The sequence below is a fragment of the Duganella radicis genome, from assembly GCF_009720825.1.
GTDB classification, from domain to species: domain Bacteria; phylum Pseudomonadota; class Gammaproteobacteria; order Burkholderiales; family Burkholderiaceae_D; genus Rugamonas; species Rugamonas radicis.
This window is the reverse complement of sequence record NZ_WNKY01000003.1, coordinates 296,292-321,904: the sequence shown is the minus strand read 5'-3', so window position 1 is coordinate 321,904 and position 25,613 is coordinate 296,292. Positions and strand designations below refer to the sequence as shown.

Genomic DNA, 25,613 nt, shown 5'->3' with positions numbered 1-25,613 from the left:
GTCCCTGTTTCATCCCCATACTGCTGTCTTCCCGATTTGAATGGAGCACAGCATGAAAGTATTCGTCACCGGCGCGGCTGGTTTTATTGGCAGCTCGATCGCCGCTGGCCTGGTCAAGGCCGGGCATGAAGTCGTGGGTCTGGTACGCAAGCCGGAGCAACTGGAAGAAGTGAACAAGATCGGCGTCACCGGCGTGCTTGGCTCGCTGACGGACCGCGAATTGCTGATCATGCAGGCGCAGGCGGCGGATGCCGTCATCAACGCCGCCAGCAGCGATAACCGCGCGGCGGTGGAGGCATTTGTCGAAGCCCTCGCCGGTTCGGGCAAGGTGTTCCTGCACACCAGCGGTTCCAGCATCGTCGGCGATGCGTCCGGCGGCGAAGGCACGGATCAGATCTACCACGAAGATAATCTGCCTGAACCTACGCCAGATAAAGCCGCGCGCGTCGCCATCGACCAACTGGTGCTCGACGCGGCCAACCAAGGTGTGCGTTCCGCAGTACTGTGCAATACGCTGATCTACGGCCACGGCGCGCTGCCGCGCGACTCGGTGCAGTTGCCACGCCTGCTGAAACAGGCGCGCAAGAGCGGCATCGTGCGCCACGTGGGCCCGGGCCGCAACATCTGGTCGAACGTGCACATTGACGACGTGGTCGACCTGTACCTGCTGGCACTGGAAAAAACCGAAGCCGGCGCCTTCTACTTTGTGGAAAGTGGCGAAGCAGCCTTCCGCGACATGAGCGCCGCCATCGCCAAGGCCTTGCAGATGGGCGAGCCGCAGGACTGGCCGCTCGATCAGGCCAAGCAAGAATGGGGTTACGAGATGGCTTCCTACGGCCTCGGCTCCAACAGCCGCGTGCGCGGCGAGCGCGCCCGCAAACTGGGTTGGCAGCCGCATCGCCCGCCAGTGCTGGACTGGATCGCCAACGACATGCTGCGCTAATCCACCTCACGCACGGTCAGCACGCGGTCGATCAGGCCATACTCGGCACCCTCCCGGGCCGACATGTAGTTGTCGCGGTCCGAATCCTTTTCGATCTGCGCCAGCGTTTTGCCGGTGCGCTCGGCCAGGATGGAGTTGAGGCGGTGGCGCTGGTACAGCACCTCGCGCGCCTGGATTTCGATATCGGCCGCCACGCCCTGCGAGCCGCCGTGCGGCTGGTGGATCATGATGCGGGCGTTCGGCAAGGCATAGCGCTTGCCGATCGCGCCCGCCGCCAGCAGGAAGGAACCCATGCTGGCGGCAAAACCGGTGCACAGGGTCGATACATCCGGTTTGATGAACTGCATGGTGTCGTACACCGCCATGCCTGCATACACCGAGCCACCCGGCGAATTAATGTAGAGCGAAATATCCTTCTCCGGATTCTCCGATTCCAGAAACAGCAATTGCGCCACCAGCAGGTTGGCCGATTGCTCGGTCACCTCCCCCACCAGGAAAATCACGCGCTCTTTCAGCAGGCGGGAATAAATGTCGAAAGCACGTTCGCCGCGTGCGGTTTGTTCGATGACGGTTGGGATCACGGCAGCTCCTTTTGCGGTAAAGTGGGAATATCTGTCCGCATGACGCTTGCGGACGGGCGCCGTGTGACAGCGCGAAAAAATATCGCCGGCTTGTCACGTTCGCGCCGCGCCGAGCGTCATAGGGAACCAGCCCTTTACCGGAGATTCGCCATGGATGCCATCCTGTTCGAACAATTACGCCCACGCCTGAAAGCGATCAGCAGCCGCATTGTGGGCAGCGAGGCGGAGGCCGAGGATATCGTGCAGGATTGTTTTCTCAAATGGCAGAGCGCCGATCGCGCGGCGTTGGCCACGCCGGCCGCATGGCTGACCACCGTGGTGCGGCATCAGTCGATAGACCGCCTGCGCAAGCGCGCGCGGGATCTGGCGACAGCCCATGTCGCCGCCGAGTTGACGCCGGAGCCAGCGCCCGCGCTGCCGGAGGAAGATCTGCTACGCCGCGCGGAACTGGAAGAAGCGCTGCTGCGCATGCTGTCATGCCTGTCGCCCGCGGAGCGTCTGGCGCTGGTGCTGCATGAGGTGCTGGAATGCGGGCATGCCGATATCGCGGCGGTGCTTGGCACCAAACCGGCCAATGCACGCCAATATCTGGCACGCGCGCGCCGCCGGCTGCGCGAGGCGGAAGCAAGCAGCGAGAAACTCAATCGCGATCTGGTCCGACGCTTCCAGGCAGCCATCAATGGCATGGACGTGCCAGCCGTGATCACCCTGCTCGGTGGTGAGCAGCCAATATCGGTGCTGGGCGCCAGCGCGAATGACGCCGTCTACTGTCTCGCTGCCTAGAGCGCGACCACCGTCACGCGCGGCCAGCGCAGCGCGTATTTCTTCTGCGCGACCCGCATGCGGTAAGTATCGATGCTGACCCGCGCCGGGTTGCGCCGTATGACGCAGTTGAACAGGTCTTCCAGTCCATGCGGCGCTATCACTTCGATCGAATCGTCCGCGTGAAGACACAGCCCCACCGCAGTGGCGTACTCCGGCCACGAGGCAACAGCTTCGTGCAGCGATTGCAGCGGCTCTACCGCATGGCCGAAATGCGCCTCAAACCAGTGATGCACCGCCGCTTGGTTGGTGACCTCCCACGGGGTGCGTGGCATCGCTTCGCACAGGCGGCGTTGCAGTTCGGCGTCCCGTTCAGGCCTCAGGTCCGACGCATCGAAATACGCCAGATCCAGATCGGCCAGCTGCGTCGGCGTGGTATAGCCGTGCAGCGCATCCCACACCAGATTGCGCACCGCGCCGGCGCCCAGGCACCAGGAAGACAGCCCGAGGCCGCGCGCCGCCTTCAGCGCAGGCGCGAACCACGAGGAAGCGCGCGCGAGTTCACACAGCCGCTGCTCCAGCTCATTGGGCAGGCTTGGGTTCATTCTTGAAATTCAGCTTGGACAGGTCGATGACTTTGCCGTTGATGGTCAACTGGCCATCCTTGAAGTCGATATTGGAACGCAGTTCGTTTTTCTCGACCACGGCAAAACCTTCGGTCACCGCTTTGCCGACGACAACGCTCACCAGGCCGTCCGCGCCGGCCTCGATCTGTTTCGCGGCATCCGGCGTATCCGGCGGCACCGATTTGCTGACGATGGCGCGGCCGATATCCTTGATCAGGGCCACCGGCACCCGCACCTCAAAATGCGCCACCAGTTTCTTCACTAGCGCGGCCATGCTGTCGAAGTCCGTTTCCACCGCTTTCTGGAAGGTGATGCGGCCCTTGATCGCCGCCACATTGCCGCGATACGCCGCGCTGATATCCTCGATATTCAGCACCGCGCCAGCCTGGATCAGGCGCTTGCCGAAGTCCTTCAGCTGGCGCATCATCAGTGCCTGCTGCGCCTCGGGCGCCAATTGGCTCTCTTCCTGCGCACGCAGCGATTGGTCCAGTTCCGCCATCGCCTTGGCCGGGATATTGGTCAGGCGGAAGCCAAGGTTGACGCGCTCAACGCGCTCCGCGCCAAACACAATCGCCTTGGTGGACGAGCGATAGCCGATTTCCGCCATGCTGCCGCGGCGCACCGACTCGGAACGCGCCTGCATGTCTTCAAAGCGCACCAACTCCCTGGCGTCCTTGCCACCGACCGCCGCGTCGCGCACGACGATGGAGCCGATGCCAAAGGTAGCCGTGCCATACGAAACACCGTCCGCGCCGCGCTGCTGCTTGCTGGTCATGCTCATATTCTGCAAGTGCGCCGAACCTTCCTGGCGCGCGATCACCAGCGACGGCCAGACCGCCGTCGCGTTCATGCCGCGGCCAGTCTTGTCGGTCGAGATCTTCGCCGTCAGTTCAGCCCAGCTGAAGTCCGTGCCATTCCCCTGCACCCACAGATAGGGCGCCAGCCTGGTGACGTAGTTGATCTGGCCTTTGGCGCCGCCAGGCACACGCTGCGTGACGAAAGGACGCTCGGTGCCGAAGATTTCTTTCAGCTTCGGGCGCAATTCGGGCGAAAACTCGAATTTGGCCTGCGCGTCCAGCAGTTTGACCATGTTGCGCTCATTACCGTGCGCGGCGCGCAGCTCTTTCATCGCTTGCGACAGCGTGGCGGTGTTTTCCTTGGTAAGGAGCTCGGGGAGTTGCTGCGCCTCCTGGGCGTGGGCGGAAACGGCCAGCATGGCGCCAGCCGTGGTGAGTGCGAGTAGAGTCTTTTTCAAAGCGATACCGGAAGAAGTCAGAGATCCACTATTGTAGCCAACCGACCCGCTCCGGAAATACACACTTTCTCACTGCAAGTCTGTATAAGGACTCTTGCCGCCTTCGGCGATGAACTGGTCGATACGCGCCTCCAGCACCGGCAACGGCACCGAACCCAGTTGCAGCACAGTGTCGTGGAAGGCACGGATGTCGAACTTCTGGCCCAGCGCTTTCTCCGCCTTCTTGCGCGCGTTGATGATGCTCATCTCGCCCAGATAGTAGGACAGCGCCTGGCCCGGCCATGAAATATAGCGGTCCACTTCCGTCTCGATCTCGTGATTGGACAGCGCGGTATTCTCGCGCAGGTAATCCTGCGCCTGTTTGCGCGTCCAGCCCTTGCTATGCACGCCGGTGTCCACCACCAGGCGCGACGCGCGCCAGGCCTGATAACTCAGCATGCCGAAGATTTCGTACGGCGTTTCATACATGCCCATCTCCACGCCGAGACGTTCGCTGTACAGCGCCCAGCCTTCGCCGAAGGCCGAAATGTAAGCGTTGCGGAACGGTGGACGGCCCTTCTGCTCCATCGCCACCGGCATCTGGAAGGCATGGCCCGGCGCCGATTCGTGCAGCGTCAGCGCCGGCATGCTGTACAGCGCGCGCGATGGCAGGTTGTAGGTGTTGACCAGATAAACACCCGGACCGCCACGGCCCGAGGTGTAGAACGGCGCCTGGTCGTCCGGCACCGGAATCACCGCAAAGCGGCGCCGCGGCAGATAGCCAAAGTACTGCGACACCTTGCCGTCGAACTTCTTGGCCACCCACGCGGAGCGCATCAGCAGCTCCTCCGGCGTCTTGGCGTAGAACTGCGGATCGGTGCGCAGGAATTGCAGGAAGGCTGGCAGATCGCCTTTAAAATCAACCTTCTTCATCACGTCCAGCATCTCGGCGCGGATCTTGGCCATTTCCTCCAGGCCGATGTGATGAATCTGGTCCGCCGTCAGCGATGTGGTGGTGAATTCAACGATCTTCGACTGGTAGTAGGCTTTACCGTCCGGCAGACTCTCGGCCGCCAGTTCCTCGCGCGCCTTCGGCACATATTCCTCGCGCATGAACTTCAACAGCGACTGGTGCGCCGGGATCACAGTATCGCGAATCACCTGGACCGCCTGCGCGCGCAGTTCCTCCTGCTGCGCCGCCGGCATGGCGGCCGGCATGGTCTTGAACGGCAGGTAGAACACCGTGTCCTGCGGCGTCTTCGCCTCGGTCACTGAAGTAATGGAACCATCGCGGCCCACCAGCGTGACTTTCGGCGGCGTGAAACCGCGCGCCATGCCGGCGCGCATGTTGACGATTTCGTCGTTGAAGTAGCGCGGCACGTCGGCCAGCTGTTTCAGATAATCGCGGAATTCTTTTTCCTTGGTCATCGGGCGGCGCGCGGTGCCCGCCATGTTGGACCAGAAGGCGGTATCGGCGTTCAGCGGCTTTTCATATTCGCGGAACTGCTGGGCGGCGATGAAGGCCGCGATCTGCGCCTTGTACACCTGATAGTTGATGCGCTCCGGCGCCGACAACTGGCCTTCCTTGATGCCGTCCAGCTTCTTCATCACGCCCTGCCAATAGGCCAGGCGCTTGCTCTGGGTGGCGGCGTCGATGCGCGGCAGCGATGGCGAAACGCCGCTGTCATCGTCATCCTCGCCATCTTCCTGCTTCTGGCTCAGGCGCCATTTCCATTCCTGCGTGTAGATCGCCTTGAATTGGGCGTCCGAGGGGCCTGTCTTGGCCACTGGTGCGGCGGTAGCCGCGCCAAGGCACAACAGCATGCATGCGCCCGCGATAGCGGTGCTGAGCTTCTTATCCATATGACTCCAGGTTGATTTACATGTCCAACAAATTGCGGCGTTCGCGCAGCAGCGCGGTAAAGCCTTCGGCGTTGACCGGGCGGCTGAAATAATACCCTTGCATCTCGTCGCAACCACGTTCGGTCAGGAATTGCACCTGCTCGCGCGTTTCCACGCCTTCCGCGATCACGCGCATGTTCAGGTTGTGCGCCAGCGAGATGACCGACAGCGCGATTGCCGCATCGGCGCTGTCGGTGGTGACATCGTCGACAAAGGATTTGTCGATCTTCAGCACATCGATCGGGAAGCGTTTCAGATAACTCAGGCTGGAATAACCGGTGCCAAAGTCGTCCAGCGAAATGCTGACGCCAATGTCTTTCAGGCGGCGCAGCGCCGCCACGGCTTTGTTTGGATCGCCCATCACCGTGCCTTCGGTGATTTCAAGGCCCAGGCATTCCGCCGCCACGCCGAAGTTGCGCAGCGTGCTTTCCACGTAAGGCACGGTGGCGTCGTTGGCGAACTGCCCGGCCGCCAGATTGACCGCGACCTTGATCGTGCCCAGTCCCTCGTCGTGCCACAGCTTCATCTGCGCGCACACGCTCTCCAGCACCCATTCACCGATGGAATTGACCAGGCCATATTCCTCGGCCAGCGGAATGAAGCGGTTGGGCGGCACCTTGCCCAGCACCGCATTATCCCAGCGCAGCAGCGCTTCCGCGCCGACCATGGCGCCGGTCCGCAGGCAGACCTGCGGCTGGTAGTGGACTTCAAACTCGTCGCGTGCGATGGCGCCGCGCAACTGGCCCTGGATCGCCAGCTTGTCGCGGATTTCGGCATCCATGCGCTCGGTGAAGAAGGCGTAGTTGTCACGGCCGATTTCCTTGGCGCGGAACAGCGCCGTGTCGGCGTTGCGCACCAGTTCATCGAAGCTCTCGCCATCGGTCAGGCTGACGGCGATGCCGATGCTGGAGGTGACGGTAATCTGCTGGCCGTCGATCATCAGCTCCTTGCGCAGGCCGGCCAGGATCTTTTGCGCCAGCGCGATGGTGGCGCTCAACTGCGTATCGTCGTCGACGATGATCTGGAATTCATCGCCGCCCTGGCGGGTGACGGTATCGCCTTCGCGCACCGTCTCGCTCAGGTATCTGGACACCACTTGCAGCGCCTTGTCGCCCATGTCGTGGCCATAGGAATCGTTGATGCTTTTGAAGCGGTCCAGGTCCAGGCACATGACGGCCACGCAACGGCCCTCGCGCCGCGCCGCGGCCAGCGTCTGCACAAAGCGCTGCCGCGCCAGCAGGCGGTTCGGCAGTCCGGTCAGGGCGTCGTGGTTGGACAGAAAATCGATCAGGTGCTGCTCGGCCTTACGCTCGGTGATGTCCATGAACACGGCCACATGGTTGATGACGTGGCCCTGCTCGTCGCGCACCACCGAAGCGCTCAGCAGGCCGGGATAGGTTTCGCCATTTTTGCGGCGCGCCAGGATTTCGCCCGACCAGTGGCCGGTGGTGACCACCGACTGCACCATGGCGCTGAAGGTCGAGGTGTCCTGATCGCCGGCGTACAGCAGGCCGGCGTTCTGGCCGCGCACCTCCTCCGCCGTGTAGCCGGAAATCTGCGTGAAGGCCGGATTGGTGGCGACGATGCGGCCATCGCGGTCGGTCACCACAATGGCGTCCTGCGTGGCTTCGAACACCTGGCTGGCCAGGCGCAGGAACTCCTCGTTGGCGCGGCGTTGCTCGACTTCCTTCGCCAGTTCGGCGGTGCGCTCGGCCACGCGCTCTTCCAGCAGCGCGCGTTCAGCCGCCAGCGCTTTCTGCGCGCGGCCCAGCTTGACGTGGGCGTCGGTGCGGGCCAGGATTTCCTCAGCCTGGAACGGCTTGGCGATGAAGTCCACCGCGCCCAATTCAAAGCCGCGTACCTTGTCGTCGGTGTCGTGCTGGGCGGAGAGGAAGATCACCGGCACCTGGCTCAACTCCGGCGCGGCTTTCAAGCGGCGGCACACTTCAAAACCATCGATGCCGGGCATGCGGACGTCGAGCAGGATCAGCTCCGGCGGACGCGATTGGGCGCTCCACAGCGCCAGCTCGCCGTTGGGCGCCTGGCGCACGTAGTAACCGGCCTCCGTCAGCAGGTCGCTCAGCAGCTTGAGCGAGGCCGGCGTGTCCTCCACGATCAGCACTTCGCCCTTGGTGTGTTGGTCCGACAAATCCCGGTGCATGTAAAACTCTCTCGCCTAGTCAACTGCTCAGCTACTATGATATACCCGTCAGGCTTGGGACTCCAATTCGTTACCCGCTTCATCCAGCAGCGCGCACAGCTGCGGATACTGGTGCAGCTGGATCATATGCTCGATGCGCGTCACGACTTCCGCCAGTTCCGGCGGCAAAGGCGCCAGCAGCGCCGCCACACGCGCCAGATTCAGTTCCTGCAAGGCGGTCTTCAATTCGTTGCGCAGGCCGGCCTCCAGCAGTTGCAAGTCCTCGCGCACCAAGGGCTGGGGCGCGGCCTGGCGCACGCCATGATGGCGGCGCACGAACTGCACGTCGAGCTGCTGCTCCAGCACCGCGTACAGCAGCTCCTGATCGACCGGCTTGCGCATGAACTCATCGGCGCCGGCGGCCAGCGCCTCCTCGCGCTGCTCGGTGAAGGCGGATGCCGTCAGCATCACGATGCGCGGCTGCGGGCCCTCGGTGTTGGCGCGGATCTGGCGCGTGGCGCTCAGACCGTCCAGCGCCGGCATGTGCCAATCCATGAACACCAGGTGCGGCTGCCAGACATCGACCATGGCCAGCGCCTGTGCGCCATCGCCCACCACCGCCACCTCAAAGCCCAATGGTTTCAGCAGGCTTTCCAGCAGCGTGCAGCCATCGGCGTTATCGTCCGCCACCAGGATGCGGCGGCGCTGCGGCGACGCCAGCGCGGTGACTTCGTCCGTGTCCACTGCCGGCGCCTCGTCGGTCACCTGCACTTCCACGCTGAACTGGAAGGTGGCGCCGGCGCCGGGCGCCGATTGCAGCGTCAGCGTGCCACCCATCAGTTGCACGAATTCGCGCGAGATGGTCAGCCCCAGTCCCGTGCCCTCTTTCGCGCCAGGTCCTTCGGCCTGGATGAACGGTTCGAAAATGCGGGCCTGGTCTTCCGGCGCGATACCGGGACCATTGTCGATCACCGCGAACGCCAGCTCGCAGGCGCCGTTGCGGGCGGCGCCGCGCACGCGCAGCGTCACCCTTCCCTGCACCGTGAACTTGACCGCGTTCGACATCAGGTTCAATAGCACCTGGCGCAGTTTGGTGCCGTCCACGCGCGCGCTGGCCGGCAGGCCGACGCTGTCCAGCGCCAGCTCCACGCCGGTCTGGCCGGCGCGCATGCTGACCATGTCCATCACCTCTTGCAGCATGTCGTTCAGGTTCACCACTTCCGTTTGCAGCACGGCGCGGCCGGCCTCGATGCGCGACAGTTCGAGGATGTCGTTGATCAGCGTGAGCAGGTGCTGGCCGGAGCGGTGGATGATGGCCAGGTTGCGCTTCTCTTCCGGCAGCATGTTCTTGGAGTCCGCCATCAGGCGCGAGAAGCCGATCACGGAATTGAGCGGGGTGCGCAGCTCGTGGCTCATATTGGCGAGGAAGGTGCTCTTGGCGCGGTTGGCCGCCTGCGCCTGGCGCACCGCCACCGACAGCGCGTTGGTGCGCTCGGCCACCAGCTCTTCCAGATGGATGCGGTGGCGGCGCAGTTCCGCCTCCGCCGTGCGGCTGGCGGTCACCTCGTAGTTCACGCCCACCATGCGCATCGGATGGCCGTCCGCATCGCGGAACACCATGGCGTCGGCCTTCAGGTAGTGCAGCGAGCCGTCCGGCCAGATCAGGCGGAACTCGACGTCGAATTCGGCGGTGCCGTCCAACGCCTGCTGTAGCAGCATTTCGGTGGGAATGGCGTCGTCCGGATGCACCATCTTGCGCCAGGTGTCGAACGGCTTTTGCAGCGTGCGGCCTTCCAGCCCATGCAGGCGGTACATCTGCTCGTCCCACACCATTTCGTCGGTGACGATATTCCAGTCCCAGATGCCGATGGCGGCCGCGCTGGAGGCGATCTGCAAGCGCTCCTCGCTGGCGTGCATGGCGACGTAGCGGCTTTCCATCAGGCGCACCATCTCGCGGATCGAGGCGTTCAGCGTTTTCAGCTCGCCGGTGTACCAGTCGCGCGGCGGCGAGGCGCCCGGATTCTGGCCGGCCTTCACGCTGGCCGCATAGCGTTCGATGTTGGTCAGCGGCTTGAGGATCAGCTGCCATAGCAGCAGGTAGAGGCTCAGCACCAGCGTCACGTCCAGCACGAAAATCAGGCCGGCGATGGTGTACAGGCGCTGGCGCAGCTGCTCGATCAGCACCGCCGGCGAGGCATACACGGTGATGGTGCCGATATTCTGGCCGCCCGCCACAATCGGCCGCTGCTCCGACAGCAGCTCGGGATTGGACGGCAGCAGGTCGGTCGGCACCAGTTGCTGCCGCTCGTTGCGGGTGAGGATGAAAGGATGGTTGCTGGCCACCGGCGCCACCGCGCTGGCGTACAGATCGCGGTTGCTCAAACCGCTCTTCATGATGGTGATGATCTGGGTTTCGTCGAAGTTCCAGGCCGGCAGCGCGACGGCGGCGGCCAGTTCGTCGGCGCTGTTGGCCAGCGTCTTGTGCAGCTGTTCCCAGCGCTGCCCGCGTTCGACCTGATAGAAATACAGCGCAAAAGTGGTCAGAACCAGCGTCACCACGGCGGTCAGCGTCACGCTGACGAAGACGGCGATAGATACCTTACCTAGGCGGCGGGCTAGTCGAACCAACATCGGAAAACCATTCTTTGGGGTTAATCTGCGTTGCGCTACGACTTAGATCATAGGTTCAAACTGGTATGAAGTCCATGGGAATTTGCGCTCAAGCAACATCCTTGGCAGAATGTAATTGATCCACGGCGTTAGCCGTGCTCAGGAACAGCTTGCCGTTCAGCTCTTGCAGCAGCGTACTGTGGTGCAGCCGGTCCATCACCGGCCCCTTCACCTCGGCCAGATGCAGGCCGATGCCGCGCCGTTTGGCGCTCTGGTTCAATTCCGCCAGCGCCATCAGGGCCGTGGTATCGATCGAGCTGACGGCCGTCATCACCAGCACCAGATGGCGCGCGCTCTGATGCGTGGCCAGTTCGCATTCGATGCGCTCGCTGACCGCCTCCACGTTGCCGAAGAACAGATTGGCGTCGATGCGCAACACCAGCAGCTCCGGCTGGGTCTCGGCCGGATAGCGTTCAATATTGCGGAAATGCTCAGTATTGGCGATGCGGCCCAGCACCGCGATGTGCGGCCGGCTGGCGCGCCAGATCAGGGTGCCCATGGACAGCGCCACGCCGATCATCACGCCCGCCTCCACGCCCAGCACCAGCACGCCGAGGCAGGTGGCGGCCCAGGCCAGGGCGTCGCCGCGGTCATATTCCCAGGCGGTGCGCAGGATGCCCAGTTCCAGCATGCCCAGCACGGCGACGATGATGGTGGCGGCCAGCACCGGCAGCGGCAGCAAGGCCAGCCAGCCGGTCGGCGCCAGCAGCGCGCAGGCCAGCAGCACGGCGGTGATCAGGCTGGCCAGCGGCGTGTTGGCGCCGGCCGCGAAATTGACGGCGGAGCGCGACAGGCTGCCCGTCACCGGGAAGCCGCCGGACAGCGCGCTGGCGACATTGGCCGCGCCCAGGCCGATCAGCTCATGATTGCTGACCAGCTTTTCGTTGCGCTTGAGCGCCAGCGCCTGCGCGCCGGACATCGACATCAGGAACACGATGAAACCAATCAGCAGACCCGGTTGCAGCAGCGCGCGCCAGTGCGGGCTGGAGGTGGCCAGATGCAGTTGCGGCAGGCCGGCGGGAACGGGGCCGATGGTGCGCACGCCCAACCCGGCCAGATCAGTGACGGACATCAGCAGGACGCTGCCGAGGACCACCGCCATGGGCGCCAGCTTGGCGCCGATATCGGCGGCGGCCGGCGGCAAGCCGCACAGCCGGAGCAAGCCGGCGAGATAGAAGCGCGCCAGCACCAGCAGCACCAGCGCGCCGACGCCCAGCGCGGCGCTGGGCGGATGGTAGTGCGGCAGCGCGGCGCCAAGCAAAGTATGCACCTGGTCGAAGGCGATGACGATGGCCGATCCCACTGTAAACCCGCTCATCACCGGGCGCGAGAAGAAATTGGCGAGAAAGCCCATGCGCAGCCCCCCGCACAGCAGCAGCACCGCCCCCGACACCAGCGCCAGTTGCGCCGCCAGTACCCCGGCCAAGGCGGAACCGGCCGGCGCCAGCGGGGCAATCACAGCGGCAGTCATCAGCGAAACGATGACCATCGGGCCAACCGACTGCGTCATGCTGCTGCCGAACAGCGCGTAGACGATGGGTGGCATGATGCTGGCATAAATGCCCGCCACCGGCGGCAGCCCCGCCACAATGGCATACGCCATACCCTGCGGGATCATCATCATCGCCACCACCAGCCCGGCGCTGATATCGCCGGGGAGCTGGTCACGCCGGTAAAGCTTCAGCCATTGCAGCATTTACAAGTCCAGATACAGAAATGCCGCCAGTTTACCGCAAATTACTTTTTCTCATTAGCTAACGCGGAAAACTCATAAGGAAGCGCGTCCTTTGGCGTCCAGGGTGATGTCGCTCAGGCGCTCGCCATTGCGGATTGTGAGCTTCTGGCCAGGCTTGCCGCGAATTTGCAGTTGCCGCAACTGGCCTTGCGACCAGTCGAGGTCCAGTTCGACGCCGCCCCGGGCGCGGATGCCGCGCACGGAACCTTCGGGCCAGGCTTTCGGCAGCGCCGCCAGCAGGCGGATTTCACCGCCCCAGGATTGCACCAGCATTTCCAGGATCGCCGCCGTGCCGCCGAAATTGCCGTCGATCTGGAATGGCGGGTGGGCATCGAACATGTTGGGGTAGGTGCGCTCGGGACCAAGCAGGCCTTGCAGGATCGAGTAGGCGCGTTCGCCCTCGCCCATGCGCGTCCACAGCGCCAGCCGCCAGGCGGTGGCCCAGCCGGTCGATTTGTCGCCGCGCGTGTTGAGTGTGTTCTTGGCCGCCGCGATCAGCGCCGGCGTGTCGCGCACATTGATTTGTTCGCTCGGGTAGACGCCGTACAGATGCGAAACGTGACGGTGCTGCTGCTCCGGCGCGCCGGCATCCCAGTCTTCCAGCCACTCCTGCAACTGCCCTTGCGCGCCGACGCGATCCGCCGGCAGGCGCGCGCGTTTGGCTTCCAGTTCAGCCGCAAACGCGGCATCGCTTTCTTTCAGCAGCGCGTGCGCCCGCAAGGTCCAGCTGAACAGATCGCGGATGATCTGCCGGTCCATGGCCGGACCGGCGCACGTCGCCACGCCTTTGTGATGCTCGTTCTCCGGCGAGATGGATGGCGATGTCACCAGTCCCCTGCCCTGCGGGTCTTCCACCAGCGTGTCGATGAAGAACAGCGACGCGCCTTTCAGCAGCGGATAAATGCGCCGCAGCCAGGCTTCATCGAGGTTGTAGTCGTAGTGATCCCATAAGGCCTGGCACAACCACGCGCCGCCGCATGGCCACATGCCCCACAGCGGACCATCGATCGGTGCGGCGGCACGCCACAAGTCGGTATTGTGATGCGCCACCCAGCCGCGCGCGCCATAGCCCTTGCGGGCGGCGACGGCGCCAGTCACGCTCAGGTCTTCCACCATACGCAGCAAGGGCTCCACGCATTCGCGCAGGTTGGCCGATTGGGCAGGCCAGTAGTTCATCTGGGTGTTGATGTTGATGGTGTACTTGCCGCCCCACGGCGGGTTGGTGCCCTCGTTCCACAGCCCCTGCAAGTTGGCCGGCTGGCTGCCCGGCCGCGACGACGACAGCAGCAGGTAGCGGCCATATTGCACATACAGCGCCGCCAGCCCGGCATCCGGCTGCTGCTCGGCCACCGCGATGCGCTGGTTGGTCGGACGCGGATCGGCCATGCCGGCGCCCAGCCGCAAGGACAGGCGGCGGAACAGCATCTGGTGCGCATGCACATGGCCGCTGCGCAGGCGCGCGAATGGCTTGGCGGCGGCGGCGGCGGTCTGCGCGCGCACGGTCTTCACCGGATCGCCGCCGACATCGGCGTAGTTGACGTAGCTGGTGGCGGCAGCCACCAGCAGCGTGACGGTGGTGGCGCCGCGCACTTCGATGCGGTCCTCACGCGGAGTGATCGCGCCGTCACCCAGCGCCTGCACCCGTACCGCGTAGCGCAAGGCCGACGGAATGCCGGCCGCCGCCACGTTACGGCCTTCGATCAGCAGCGCGTCGGCGCCATCGGCACGCACCGACAGCGACGAGGGCCGCTCGGCGGCGCGCAGCGACTCGCGATAATCCCACGACATGGGCGCGGCCACGGTGGCGGTCTTGGCGCCGGTGTAGTCGGTGACGCCATAGTTGGTTTCGAGAGGATGGCGGTAGCCGAGGTCAAAATTCATCACGCCGCCGGTGGCGGTCAGGCGCACCACGACCACCTGGTCCGGCGTGCTGGCGAACACTTCGCGCTTGTACTGAACGGCGCCGTTGTTGAAGCGCGTCGAGCAGATGGCGGTATCCAGATCGAGCCAGCGGCGATAAGCCGTGCCGGCCTCCAGCCCCTGGAAATCCAGCAGCAGATCGCCGGCAGCACCGTAAGGCATCTGCGTCTTCGGCACGCCCATCATGGAGGAGGATATCAGGTCCGCCGCTTCCTTGAACTGGCCCGCATCGATCAGCGCCCGCACTTGCGGCAGCGCCGCCGCCGACCGCGGATTATTCGGATCGTAAGGACCGCCGGCAAACAACGTGTCCTCGTTCAGCTGGATGCGCTCCTGCGCGACGCGGCCGAAGCACATGGCACCAAGGCGGCCATTCCCGACCGGCAGCGCCTCCACCCACGGCCCGGCGGCCTGTTCGTACCACAGCGACAGGCTCTCCTGCTGGCCACGCGTGGTGGCGTGAACGGCGGCGCGCGCCAAACCGGGAAAGGCCATGGCCAGTCCCGCCGATATCATGAAACTGCGTCTTGTCGTCTCCATGCCTTGCATTTTGCTTGCGATGCGTGCACGCCACAATTATGAAATTCACCAAAACCCGCACCGTTATTTTGCAGGATACGCGGCCAAACTTCGCTTACCATTTGATGTCATATAAATAATGACTCAAGCTGGGGAGAGCGAGATGAGCGAGCGCATTGCGGTGATTGCCGTACACGGCGTAGGCGACCATCAGCCCATGGCCGCCTCCGCCGCGCTGGCACAGCAACTGATGCACTTTTATCCGTCGCGGTTCACCAGCTTTGAATGCACGCCGCTGCACATTCCGGTCGACACCGAGGCGTTGCGCGTCCAGGCGGCGGAACCGCCCGGCATCAAACCAGCGGACAAAAAGATGCCCCAGGCCGGCGGCTCGCGCGTCACCGCGCATGCCACCGCCTTCCCGTCCAGCGAACCGGCCGACATCCAGTTCACCGAAATGGCACTGTCGGGTGGCGCCGGCTACAAGAGCTTCTACAGCACCACGCGCCTGCGCGGCAGCCACCGGCACGCGGAGGGCGACAAGTCAGAAACCGGCGTCGACCTGTATGAAATGTTCTGGTCCGACCTGTCGCATGGCGGCATCCACAGCGGCTTCAGCGTGCTGTCGCAAATGCTGCAAATCTTCCTGCACATCGCCAGCCTCGGCCGCTCCGCCCTGGCGACGGTGGTGGAGGCGCTGCCGAAAAACGCGCCGCAGCCGGCCGGCCTGAGTTGGCTGAACCGCACCGCCGCCTGGGGCTACTGGCTGCTCGCGCTGCCGATCGCGCTTGGCAACCTGCTGTTGCTGGACCTGGGCCTGGCGCTGCTGCCGCACCTGATTCCCGCCACCACGGCGGGACGCATCGGCGCTTCGTTGCTGATCGGCATGGCTTTGGCCGGCGGACTGGGGCTCGTGCTGGCGGCGCGCCTGCGTCGCACCGATGCGCCCGGTTGGCTGGCGCGCCACGGCATGCTGCTGATCCTGCTGCTGACTGGCGCCGTGATCGGGGCGGGCGTTTCGTTCGATTGGGAGTGCCATGTGCCGCCGGGCGCCGTGGCCTTCGCTGTCACGCTGCCGCTGCTGCTGGCGCTGACCACGCTGCTGGTCCGGCAGTACCAGCAAAGCCGCCCCGGTGCGCTGCGCTGGTGGACCATGCTGCTGGTGCTGGCCGCTTGCTGGGGCGTGATCCTGCTGTGGGAGCCGCTGCCGCAACCGCCCTCGCTGGCGGCGCTGATCTGGTATGCGCATCTGGTCGAAGGCGTGTTTGCGTTCATGGCGCTGGTCTGGCTCGGGCTTTACCTCAACAACCTGCTGCTGTTTGGCGCCGCTTGCCTGAGCCGCTGGCGCGCCGGTCCCGGCAAGATACGGCAGGCAGCCGACACCGGCCTGCTGGCCGCCACCATTCCGGCACCGCTGCTGTTGACGGTGATACTGGCGCTGTGGGCGGCGTTCTGGCAAGTGCTCAAGAGCGGCGCCTTCCCCATCATGAACACGCCGCTGCAAAGGCCCTTCGCGCAGGCTGGCGATCCGGCCACGCCTCTGATCGACCGCATGGGCGACCTGATCGAGCTGAGCGCCAGCGAATCGTTCACCCCTTATCTGCTGGTGCTGGCGGTGGCGATGGCGTGCGCACTGATCGCCCTGCTGCCATCGGTGCTGGCCGAGATCCGCCCGCGCACCGGCAAAGACCGTGTCGACATCGACGCCACGCGCGGCCTGTGGCACTGGCTCAATCAGGGCTTCCGCCTGCTGCATGTGGCCAAGTGGCTGTGCGCCGCCGGCTTTGTGTTTGTGATTCCCTACGGCGTGATCGGCCAGTACACGCCCTGGAAGCTGGAGGGCATCCCCAACCTCGGCACCGCGATGGGCGGCGGCATTCTGGCGTTTATCACCCTGACCAAGCTGTCCGGCGTCAGTGCGCTGGGGCGGGTGTCGAGATTCTTTGCGCGCCTGCGGGTGCTGATCGACACCCTGATCGACGTCGACAACTGGCTGCGCGAGCGGCCGGTCGGCCATACGCCACGACTGCACATCATGGCGCGCTATGTGTCGCTGCTGCGCTACCTGCACAGCCAAGGATACCGCCGCATTGTGCTGGTCTGCCATAGCCAGGGCACGGTCGTCACGGCCGATCTGCTACGCTACCTCAAGGTGCGCAACGCCGGCCTGTTACAGGAACTGGGCCGCATCGACCTGCTGACGGTAGGCTCGCCGCTGCGCCAGCTGTACGCCGCGCGCTTCCCCGGCATTTATGCGTGGGCGGTCAATCCGGACATCGGCCAGGCCGGCCTGGCCAGCTGGAGCAACGGCTACGGCAGCGGCGATTACGTCGGCAGGAATCTGTGGGACGCCGGCGCGCCGGCCGCCTGGACACCGGGCCCGCAACCGCCGCGCCCCGAATTTTGCACCGGCGCCGTCGCCCACACGCATTACTTCGACAACGACAGCCCGTACGTCGCCGCCGCCGTGGTGAAACTGCTGACTTAACCCGGGCCGGGCAGCGAGTCGCGCACCGCTTGCAGCACCTCGACCGACAAGGCCTCGTCATCCACCGCGCGCGACAGCACGATGGCGCCGACCATGGCCGCATACGTGGCCAAGGCCTGTTTGCGTTTCTCGGCATCGTCCGCGCCCGGCATCAGTTGCTGTAGCACCGCCATCTGGCCGCTGGCGCCTTCGGTCACGGCGTGGCGCGCCTTGGGGCCGAGACGGGCGATGTCCGCGCCCAGCGCGGTGACCGAGCAGCCCTTCTCCGGATGATCGCGATGCTGCCTGGTCAGGTAGCCGTCGCCGATTTTATCCAGCGCGCTGGCCGGGTCCTCGGCCAGATAACCTTCCCAGCGCGCCACTGATTTTTTCAGCGCGTGCGCGGCGGCTTCGGCCAGCAAGTCCTCCTTGGACTCGAAGTGGCCATAGAAACCGCCGTGCGTCAGGCCGGCGCCCTTCATCAGATCGGCCACGCCGATGCCGTCATACCCTTTTTCGCGGAACAGCCGCGCCGCCGTCTCGACGATGCGCTCGCGGTTGAGCGCCACTTGTTCCCTGCTGACTTTCATGTCCGTCTCCTGCTTGAACCCTATTGACATTATACATTACGAGCGTAATATATCAAACATTACGACCATCATTAAAAGGTAACCCATCATGAAAGCAGTTATCAGCGCCTATGCGCGCTCGCCCTTTCATTTCGCCCGCAAAGGCAAGCTGGCCGAGGTCCGTCCCGACGATCTCGGCGCGCAGGTGGTAAAAGGATTGATCGAGCGTACCGGCGTCGATCCGCGCGAGCTGGATGACGTCATCCTCGGCTGCGCCTACCCGGAATCCGCGCAGGGCAACAACCTGGCGCGTATCGTCTCGCTGCTGGCCGGCTTCCCGCACGAAGTCAGCGCCATGACCATCAACCGCTTTTGCGGTTCGTCGATGTCGGCGGTGCATATCGCCGCCGCCAATATCGAGGCGGGCCTGGGCGAGGCTTATCTGTGCGTCGGCGTGGAGTCGATGACCATGGTGCCGCAGGGTGGCTTTAACTTCTCCCCTCACCCGCAACTGCTGGCGGAAACCGACACCTACATCAGCATGGGCGACACCGCCGAAAACGTCGCCCGCAAATACGAGGTGTCGCGCGCCGACCAGGACGTGCTGGCGCTGCAATCGCACCAGAAGGCCGCCGCCGCACGTGCAGCCGGTTTGCTGAAAGACGAAATCGTCCCCATCACCACCGCCGCCGGCGAGGTGATCGCGGAAGACGGCTGCATCCGCCCCGGCACCACGCTGGAGGCGCTGGCGTCGTTGAAGCCTGTCTTCGATCCGGAACACGGCGTGGTCACGGCCGGCACCTCGTCGCCGCTGACCGATGGCGCCTCGGCGGTGCTGGTGACCACCGAAGCCTTCGCCCGCAAGCATGGCCTGCAACCGAGCGCGCGCATCGTCTCGATGGCGGCCGTCGGCTGCGATCCGGCGCTGATGGGCATCGGCCCGATTCCGGCCACGCGGAAAGCCCTCGGGCTGGCGGGTCTGAAGGCGGAAGACATCGACGTGGCGGAGATTAACGAAGCCTTTGCCTCGCAAGCGCTGGCCTGCGTGCGCGAACTGGGGATCAAGCCGGAGGTGCTGAACATCGACGGCGGCGGCATGGCCATCGGCCATCCGCTGGGCGCCACCGGCGCGCGCATCACCGGCAAGGCGGCGGCGCTGCTGAAGCGCACCGGCGGCCGCTACGCGCTGGCCGCCCAGTGCATCGGCGGCGGCCAGGGTATCGCGACCATTCTCGAAAAGATTTAAAGCGTCGCCAGCTCGATGCAGTTGCGGCCCGCGCGCTTGGCGCGGTGCAGCGCGGTGTCGAGACGGTCCAGCACCGTGGCGCCGCCCTCGTCCGCATTGACCTGCGTCACGCCAAGGCTGATGCTGACCGTGGCCCCAAAGCCGGCGCCCGGCAGGTCGGCTTCGGTGATGGCCGTGCGCAGTTTTTCCGCCAGCCGCACGGCGTCGGTGGAGGTGGTGTGGGTGGCGACGATCAGGAACTCTTCGCCACGCATGCGCGCCAGCGTGTCCGAGGTGCGCAAGCGGCCCATCACGGTTTCCGCGATCTTGCGCAAGGCATGGTCGCCGACCGGGGAACCGTATAAATCGTTTGCCGAGCGGAAGCTGCCGACGTCGAAGGTCAGCACCGCCAGCGGCAGGCCATAGCGGCGCGCGCGGCGGATTTCATTGTCCAGCGTATCCTCGCCGGCGCGGCGGTTGGCGGCGCCGGTGACCGTGTCCACGGTGCTCATCTGCGACAGCTGGCCGGACAAGGCGTCGTTCTGGTGCTTCAATTCGCTCATGCCCAGACCGAAGCTGACAAATTGCGCCAGGCTGGCGAAGCAGGCAAACTGCTCGCGCGAGAAGGTGATGTGGCGGTCGAACATCAGGCAGATGGCGCCCATTTCAGGGCCGCCCGGTTCGGCGCGCAGCGGCAGCGACAGCACCATGCGCACATTGCGGTCATGCAGCTGCATCGCCAGTTCCGGATCGCCGGCTTTTTCCGGCGCGTCCAGCAGCACCATCTCGCCGCGCGAGACCGCCATCAGCGGCGGGAAGATGTCGCGCAGCGGCGATTGCAGCAGGCGCTCGCGGCGTTGCAGCAGGCGGCCGAGATCAAGGTGGTTACGCGCTTCCTGCGCCACCAGTTGCAGGTCGCCGCGCGCTTTCATGTGCAGCAGCGAGGTATGGCGCACGCCCGGGAAGTTACACAGGGCCAGGCAGATTTGCGACGACATGGCGGCGACGTTGTCGATGCCGCTCAGCGCGCGTTGCAGGCTGCGCTGCACGCCCAGCAGGTCGCGCAATTCCTTTTCCTTGTCCAGCAGCTCCTGCTGCATGGCGGCGGCCGGATCGGCCGGCACTTTCAGGCCCTGCTTGACGGCTTCTTGCAGCTCGTCGTCCAGCACCGGGCAAATGCGGTAATCGAAGGTGCCGTAGGCCATCAGTTCCGGCAGCCATGCGCTATGTTCGTAAGCGCACAGTACCAGGATGGGGGCGCCGGCCCGGCTACGGATCAACGCGCCCACGCCGGCCAGCTGGTTCAGGTGGTCGAAGCCAGTCAGGTCGAGGATCAGCAGGTCGGCTTCGCGCTTGACCAGCGCGGCGCCGGTGGCGTCCACGTTCTCGCACAGTACCAGCTGCGAGAACAGCTCCGCGCAAGATGCCTGGAACGCTGCCCGGCGTTCGCTGCTGGGATTAAAAAAAACGCCCGTGCTATTCATGATGCTCCCTGCTTTGGTTCTCATTATAAAAAGTATCTCCCCTACTAGTGTGCCATAAAGTTCATAAATAGCAATATTTTTTGCATTAAAGATCAGTTTTTTTTGCCGGGCGTGGTTTGGCGGCGAATGTGAGTGAGCGCACCGTCATGCTGGCGAGCCGCGCCAATACTGTTCCTTCGAGATCAAGGGAGCACACCATGGCAAATTCCGAGAACAAGGCCGATCCTGGCGCCGCCAGCCTGCAGCGCGAAATCCAGCAGCGCCAGGATCAGGTCGACCAGCAGGGCGCGCGCGCCAGCGTCGCCAGCAAGAGCAAGGAAGCGGTGCAGACCACCGACCACGACTACCCCGGCACGCCGATGCCGGCCCAGCACCTGGAAAAACCCGGGCTGGAAGCCGAGATGCAGCAAAAGCCCGAATTCCTGGCGCCCGACTATGTTGGCAGCGGCAAGCTGGCCGGCATAGCGGCGCTGATCACTGGCGGCGATTCCGGCATCGGCCGCGCGGTGGCGGTGCTGTACGCGCGTGAAGGCGCGGACGTCGCCATCGTCTACCTGGAGGAGGATCAGGATGCGGAAGACACCAAGCGCTATGTGGAGGCTGAGGGACAGACCTGCCTTTTGCTGCGCGGCGATGTGCGGAATCCTGCGTTCTGCCGCGACGCAGCGCATCAGGCGAACGAGCGTTTTGGGCGGCTCGACATTTTGGTCAACAACGCCGCGTTTCAGGAACACGCCGAAAAATTGACCGACCTCACCGAGGACCGCTTCGACCTGACCATGAAGACCAATGTCTATGGCTACTTCCACATGGCCAAGGCGGCGCTGCCCTATCTGAAGCGCGGCGCGTCCATCATCAATACCGGTTCGGTGACCGGGCTGGAAGGCTCCAGCCATCTGCTGGACTATTCCACCACCAAGGGCGCGATCCATGCGTTCACCAAGTCGCTGGCCTCCAACCTGCTGGAACAGGGCATCCGCGTGAACGCGGTGGCGCCAGGGCCGGTGTGGACGCCGCTGAATCCCGCGGACTCGCCGCCTGAGAAGATCGCCAAATTTGGCGCGGATACCGACATGAAGCGTCCGGCGCAACCGCAGGAGCTGTCGCCCGCGTATGTGTTTCTGGCGGCGCCCTGCTGCTCCAGCTACATCACGGGCATTGTGCTGCCGGTGACCGGATCGGTGGGAGCCTGACCATGGCCGCACGCGCTTTGTGGAAAGGGGCGATCAGCTTCGGGCTGGTCTACATTCCGGTCGAGATGTACACGGCCGTGCAGGAGCACGACCTGGACCTGACCATGCTGGACCGGCGCGATTTTTCGCCGGTCGGCTACAAGCGCTATAACAAAAGCACCGGCAAGGAGGTGACGTGGGACGATATCGTCAAGGGTTACGAGTACGAGGATAACGAGTACGTGGTGCTGTCGGAAGAGGATCTGAAGCGCGCCAACGTCGAGGCGACGCAGACCATCGACATCGTGGCCTTCGTGGAGGCGTCCGAGGTGCCGCTCACTTATTACGAAACGCCCTACTATCTCGCGCCGGCAAAAGGTGGCGGCAAAGTGTATGCGCTGTTGCGCGAGACCTTGCGCAAGGCCGGCAAGATCGGCATCGCCACGGTGGTGATGCGCACCAAGCAGCACCTTTGCGCGCTGGTGTGCGTGGAGGACAAGATCGTGCTGAACACGTTGCGCTACGCCACCGAGATCCGCAGCGCCGAGGAATTGAAGCTGCCGCCCGCCACCTTGAAGGCGGCCGGCATCAGCGACAAGGAGCTGCAAATGGCGCTGTCGCTGGTGGAGGGCATGAGCGCGGAATGGGAGCCGGAGCAGTATCACGACACCTACAAGGAAGATGTGCTGGCCATGGTGAAGAAAAAGATCAAGGCCGGCCAGACCAAGACCATCACCGCGCCGGACAAGGAGACGGCCGCACCAAAAGCCTCCAATGTGGTCGATCTGGTGGCGCTGCTACAGGATAGCCTGGGCAAGCGTGGCGGCAAGGGCGCGGCGGCTAAGCCGAAACCCACGCCCACGTCCGCCGAGGAAGAGGATGACGAGGAAGAGGAAGAGGAGGAAGACGTCAAGCCGAAAACGCGCAGCGCCAAGTCTGGCGGCGCCAGCACGGCACGCCGCGCCACCTCGACCACGCGCGCCAAGAGCAGCGCCAAGTCCACCGCGAAAACCACCACGCACGCCACGGCGGCCGCGAAACGCAAGCCTGCCGCGAGCCGCAAGGCGGCGTAAGCAGGCCGCCAGCGGTCTCTCAGCCCTGCCCCGGTTTGAACTTCATCAGCTTCATGGCCGGGGCCAGGCCTTTGGCGGATTTGGTGTAATCGTCCCACGGTGCGTTGCCGACATCGAGACGGTCGTGGACATTGCTGACGTTCCACTGGTCCGCGCTCTGCAGGCCATCCAGTTCATCCCACGTAATCGGCACCGAGATGCCCAGCCCCGGCCGGGTGCGCGCCGACCATGCGCTGACAGTAGTGGCGCCGCGCCCATTGCGCAGGTAGTCGATGAAGATTTTGCCGACGCGGTTGCGCGGCCCGCTTTTCAACACGAAGCGATCCGGGATGGTCTGCGCCATGTGCGCGACGATCGCTTGCGAGAAGGACTTCACGTCGTCCCAACCGTAGCCAGGCTTGAGCGGCACCACCACGTGCAGACCTTTACCGCCGCTGGTTTTCAGGAAGGCCGGCAGTTCAAGCTCGGTGAGGAAGGCCCGCATCAGGTGTGCCGCTTCCTTGACTTGGTCCCAGCTGACGTTTTTGCCGGGGTCGAGATCGAAGATCATGCGATTGGGTTTTTCGTAGCTGCTGCCGTTGGCGTTTTGCGTGTGCAGCTCGACCACGTTCATTTGCGCGGCCGACAGCAAGGCCTCTTCGGTCGGCACTTCCAGCATCGGCGGATGGTCGGGATCGAGCGACTGCTTGAACTGCTTCATGCCCGGCATGCGGTTGACCTCCGCATGCTTCTGGAAGAACAGTTCGCCGCCCACACCCTCCGGCGCGCGCACCAGCGATACCGGGCGGCCCTTGAGGTGCGGGATCATCAGGTCGGCCACCAGCGCGTAGTAGCGTATCAGCGCGATCTTGGTGGCGCCGCTTTGTTTGTCGATGACGCGGTCTGGGTTCGTGATTTTCATTGAGGCGAGCGCGGATTGCATGGTGGGTTGCTCCTCTTTGAGATGGGCAGGCGTTTCGCGCGTGATGCTGCTTGCGCGCTTATCCTTGCGCAGTCCTTTGAAAACGGCGTGGCGGATCGAGCCGGAATGGGTCCACTCGCCGAAGCTGACTTCAGCCACCAGCGCTGGCTTGAGCCAGTGGGCTTTTTTGGCGATGTCGCGGTTGGGCGCGAATGGACTTTTGTCGGCGACGTGCTTGTCCATCTGGGCTTTGAGTTCGGCCAGCGAGGTGGCGTTGAAGCCGCTGCCGACGTTGCCGGCGTATTGGAGTTTGCCGTCCTGGTCGTAGGTGCCCAGCAGGAGCGAGCCGAAGCCGCTGCGCGAGCCTTGCGGGTCGGTGTAGCCGCCGATGACGAATTCCTGCCGTTGGCCGCATTTGAGTTTGATCCAGGTGCCGGCGCGTCTTGCTGTGTAGCGCGAGTCCTTGCGCTTGCCGATGATGCCCTCAAGGCCCATCTGGCAGGCGGCGGCGATCATGTCTTGTGGCGGCGCGCTGAGGGCGGCGCTGAAGCGGACGTTGTCGGTTTCGCGCCTGGCCATGATGTCTTGCAGGATGGCGCGCCGGTCTTCCAGCGGCAGGTCGCGCAGGTCGCGGCCGTTGTGGAATGGGAGGTCGAACAGGAAGTAGACGATGTCGCCCGGGTGGTCCTCGTCGAAGGCGTTTTGCAGAAGGCCGAAGTCAGGGCGGCCGTTGTCGTCGTGGACCACGATTTCGCCGTCGTACCAGCCGGCCGGCAGCTTCAATCGGGCGAGTTCGGCACGCAAGGGTTGCAGCTTGTGGGTCCAGTCGTTGCCGTTGCGGGTGATCAGGCGGATGTCCTTGCCGTCCACGCGGGCGAGTAGTCGATAGCCATCGAACTTGACCTCGAACAGCCAGTCCTCCGCCGACGCCGGCGGCGCGTCAACCAGCGTGGCCAGTTGCGGCGACAAGGTCTCCGGCATCGCCGCCTTGGGCGCGGCGCTCAGGAGGTCAGCGGTGGCTGGCGCGGAGCCACGCTCGACGTTTGTGCTGGGCGCGGCGGCGGGCATGGGCAGCGCCTTGACGCTGTCGGGCATTTCGTCGATCACGCTGAACTCTTCGGCGGGGCGCGCGTATTCGTCGTGCTCCTTGATGAGCAGCCAGGGCTCCTGCTTCTCGCCCTTGCCCTTCATGCGCACCAGCACCCAGCGGCCGTGCATCTTGTGGCCGTACATCTCAAACTTCATATTGCCCGCCTTGAGCGCCTTGTGCGGCTCATCGAGCGGTTTCCATGTGCCCTTGTCCCAGATGATCACCTTGCCGGCGCCATACTGCTTCGGCGGTATCGTACCTTCGAAATCGTTGTACGAAATCGGATGGTCCTCCACATGCACGGCCATACGCTTGTCATGCGTGTCGTAGCTCGGTCCCTTGGGCACGGCCCAGCTCATCATGACGCCATCGAGTTCAAGACGGAAGTCATAGTGCAGGCGCGTGGCCCAGTGCTTCTGGATCACGAACACACCGGCGCCGCCCTCACCGCCTTCGGCTGGTTCCGGCGTGATGGCGAAGTTGCGCTTGGCCTTGTAGGTTTTGAGCGAGCCTTTCATGCGCTTAGCCTATGCCCGATCCAGCGCGCACACCGTGCGATACCGAACATGTAAGCGATTGTAAAGACCGTCAACGATACGA

General features: G+C 64.4%; 18 protein-coding genes. 7 read left to right on the top strand and 11 right to left on the bottom strand.

Going from position 1 to position 25,613, the window contains the following annotated elements; genetic code table 11:
• Positions 1-52 precede the first annotated feature (52 nt).
• Complete coding sequence (locus GM676_RS06010) at positions 53-943, top strand: NAD-dependent epimerase/dehydratase family protein (RefSeq protein WP_155462507.1); 891 nt, start codon at positions 53-55, stop codon at positions 941-943.
• Here the strand turns inward: GM676_RS06010 and clpP are convergent.
• On the bottom strand, positions 940-1,524 hold the full coding sequence (gene clpP, locus GM676_RS06005; protein WP_371866128.1) for an ATP-dependent Clp endopeptidase proteolytic subunit ClpP: 585 nt from the start codon (positions 1,522-1,524) through the stop codon (positions 940-942). The two genes, GM676_RS06010 and clpP, sit on opposite strands and share 4 nt — an antisense overlap.
• Before the next feature lie 150 nt (positions 1,525-1,674).
• Between clpP and GM676_RS06000 the strand changes: the two genes are divergently transcribed.
• Positions 1,675-2,307 carry a sigma-70 family RNA polymerase sigma factor gene (locus GM676_RS06000; RefSeq protein ID WP_170304232.1) on the top strand — a complete coding sequence of 211 codons (633 nt, stop codon included), beginning with the start codon at positions 1,675-1,677 and terminating at the stop codon, positions 2,305-2,307.
• Here the strand turns inward: GM676_RS06000 and GM676_RS05995 are convergent.
• The 7 genes from GM676_RS05995 to GM676_RS05965 all read right to left on the bottom strand — a co-directional run bounded on the left by GM676_RS05995 (position 2,304) and on the right by GM676_RS05965 (position 15,008).
• Positions 2,304-2,891 carry a nucleotidyltransferase family protein gene (locus tag GM676_RS05995; RefSeq protein ID WP_155462505.1) on the bottom strand — a complete coding sequence of 196 codons (588 nt, stop codon included), beginning with the start codon at positions 2,889-2,891 and terminating at the stop codon, positions 2,304-2,306. The genes GM676_RS06000 and GM676_RS05995 overlap by 4 nt on opposite strands.
• Positions 2,869-4,128, bottom strand: coding sequence for a DUF945 family protein (locus GM676_RS05990; RefSeq protein ID WP_170304231.1), 1,260 nt, complete (start codon positions 4,126-4,128; stop codon positions 2,869-2,871). The genes GM676_RS05995 and GM676_RS05990 overlap by 23 nt, the downstream gene beginning before the upstream one ends.
• A 108-nt stretch (positions 4,129-4,236) precedes the next feature.
• Entirely contained in the window at positions 4,237-6,009 is a 1,773-nt protein-coding gene (locus GM676_RS05985) for a DUF885 domain-containing protein (protein ID WP_155462503.1), read from the bottom strand.
• A gap of 16 nt (positions 6,010-6,025) precedes the next feature.
• On the bottom strand, positions 6,026-8,209 hold the full coding sequence (locus tag GM676_RS05980; RefSeq protein WP_155462502.1) for an EAL domain-containing response regulator: 2,184 nt from the start codon (positions 8,207-8,209) through the stop codon (positions 6,026-6,028).
• Between the two features lie 48 nt (positions 8,210-8,257).
• Positions 8,258-10,819: an ATP-binding protein gene (locus tag GM676_RS05975; RefSeq protein ID WP_155462501.1), complete on the bottom strand. Its 2,562-nt coding sequence runs from the start codon at positions 10,817-10,819 to the stop codon at positions 8,258-8,260.
• Between the two features lie 88 nt (positions 10,820-10,907).
• Complete coding sequence (locus GM676_RS05970; protein WP_155462500.1) at positions 10,908-12,554, bottom strand: SulP family inorganic anion transporter; 1,647 nt, start codon at positions 12,552-12,554, stop codon at positions 10,908-10,910.
• A 72-nt stretch (positions 12,555-12,626) separates the two neighbouring features.
• A complete protein-coding gene (locus GM676_RS05965; protein WP_211923163.1) occupies positions 12,627-15,008 on the bottom strand; it encodes a glycoside hydrolase family 95 protein in 2,382 nt (793 codons plus the stop codon).
• On the opposite strand from GM676_RS05965, the gene GM676_RS31525 reads away from it, so the two are divergent.
• Positions 15,007-15,168, top strand: a complete 162-nt coding sequence (locus tag GM676_RS31525; protein WP_170304219.1) for a hypothetical protein — start codon at positions 15,007-15,009, stop codon at positions 15,166-15,168. The two genes, GM676_RS05965 and GM676_RS31525, sit on opposite strands and share 2 nt — an antisense overlap.
• 27 nt (positions 15,169-15,195) lie before the next feature.
• A complete protein-coding gene (locus tag GM676_RS05960; protein WP_155462499.1) occupies positions 15,196-17,520 on the top strand; it encodes a hypothetical protein in 2,325 nt (774 codons plus the stop codon).
• Here the strand turns inward: GM676_RS05960 and GM676_RS05955 are convergent.
• Positions 17,517-18,089 carry a TetR/AcrR family transcriptional regulator gene (locus GM676_RS05955; RefSeq protein WP_155462498.1) on the bottom strand — a complete coding sequence of 191 codons (573 nt, stop codon included), beginning with the start codon at positions 18,087-18,089 and terminating at the stop codon, positions 17,517-17,519. The two genes, GM676_RS05960 and GM676_RS05955, sit on opposite strands and share 4 nt — an antisense overlap.
• An 88-nt stretch (positions 18,090-18,177) precedes the next feature.
• On the opposite strand from GM676_RS05955, the gene GM676_RS05950 reads away from it, so the two are divergent.
• Complete coding sequence (locus GM676_RS05950; protein ID WP_155462497.1) at positions 18,178-19,314, top strand: thiolase family protein; 1,137 nt, start codon at positions 18,178-18,180, stop codon at positions 19,312-19,314.
• Here GM676_RS05950 and GM676_RS05945 read toward each other — a convergent pair.
• On the bottom strand, positions 19,311-20,777 hold the full coding sequence (locus GM676_RS05945; RefSeq protein ID WP_229262554.1) for a GGDEF domain-containing response regulator: 1,467 nt from the start codon (positions 20,775-20,777) through the stop codon (positions 19,311-19,313). The genes GM676_RS05950 and GM676_RS05945 overlap by 4 nt on opposite strands.
• Before the next feature lie 197 nt (positions 20,778-20,974).
• Between GM676_RS05945 and GM676_RS05940 the strand changes: the two genes are divergently transcribed.
• Together GM676_RS05940 and ku are read left to right on the top strand one after the other, a co-directional pair.
• Positions 20,975-21,970 (top strand): SDR family oxidoreductase, encoded by a 996-nt coding sequence (locus GM676_RS05940; protein WP_155462496.1) that lies wholly within the window; start codon positions 20,975-20,977, stop codon positions 21,968-21,970.
• 2 nt (positions 21,971-21,972) lie between these two features.
• A complete protein-coding gene (gene ku, locus GM676_RS05935) occupies positions 21,973-23,022 on the top strand; it encodes a non-homologous end joining protein Ku (RefSeq protein WP_155462495.1) in 1,050 nt (349 codons plus the stop codon).
• Between the two features lie 19 nt (positions 23,023-23,041).
• Here ku and ligD read toward each other — a convergent pair whose 3' ends face one another.
• A complete protein-coding gene (ligD, locus tag GM676_RS05930; protein WP_155462494.1) occupies positions 23,042-25,531 on the bottom strand; it encodes a DNA ligase D in 2,490 nt (829 codons plus the stop codon).
• Positions 25,532-25,613 lie beyond the last annotated feature (82 nt).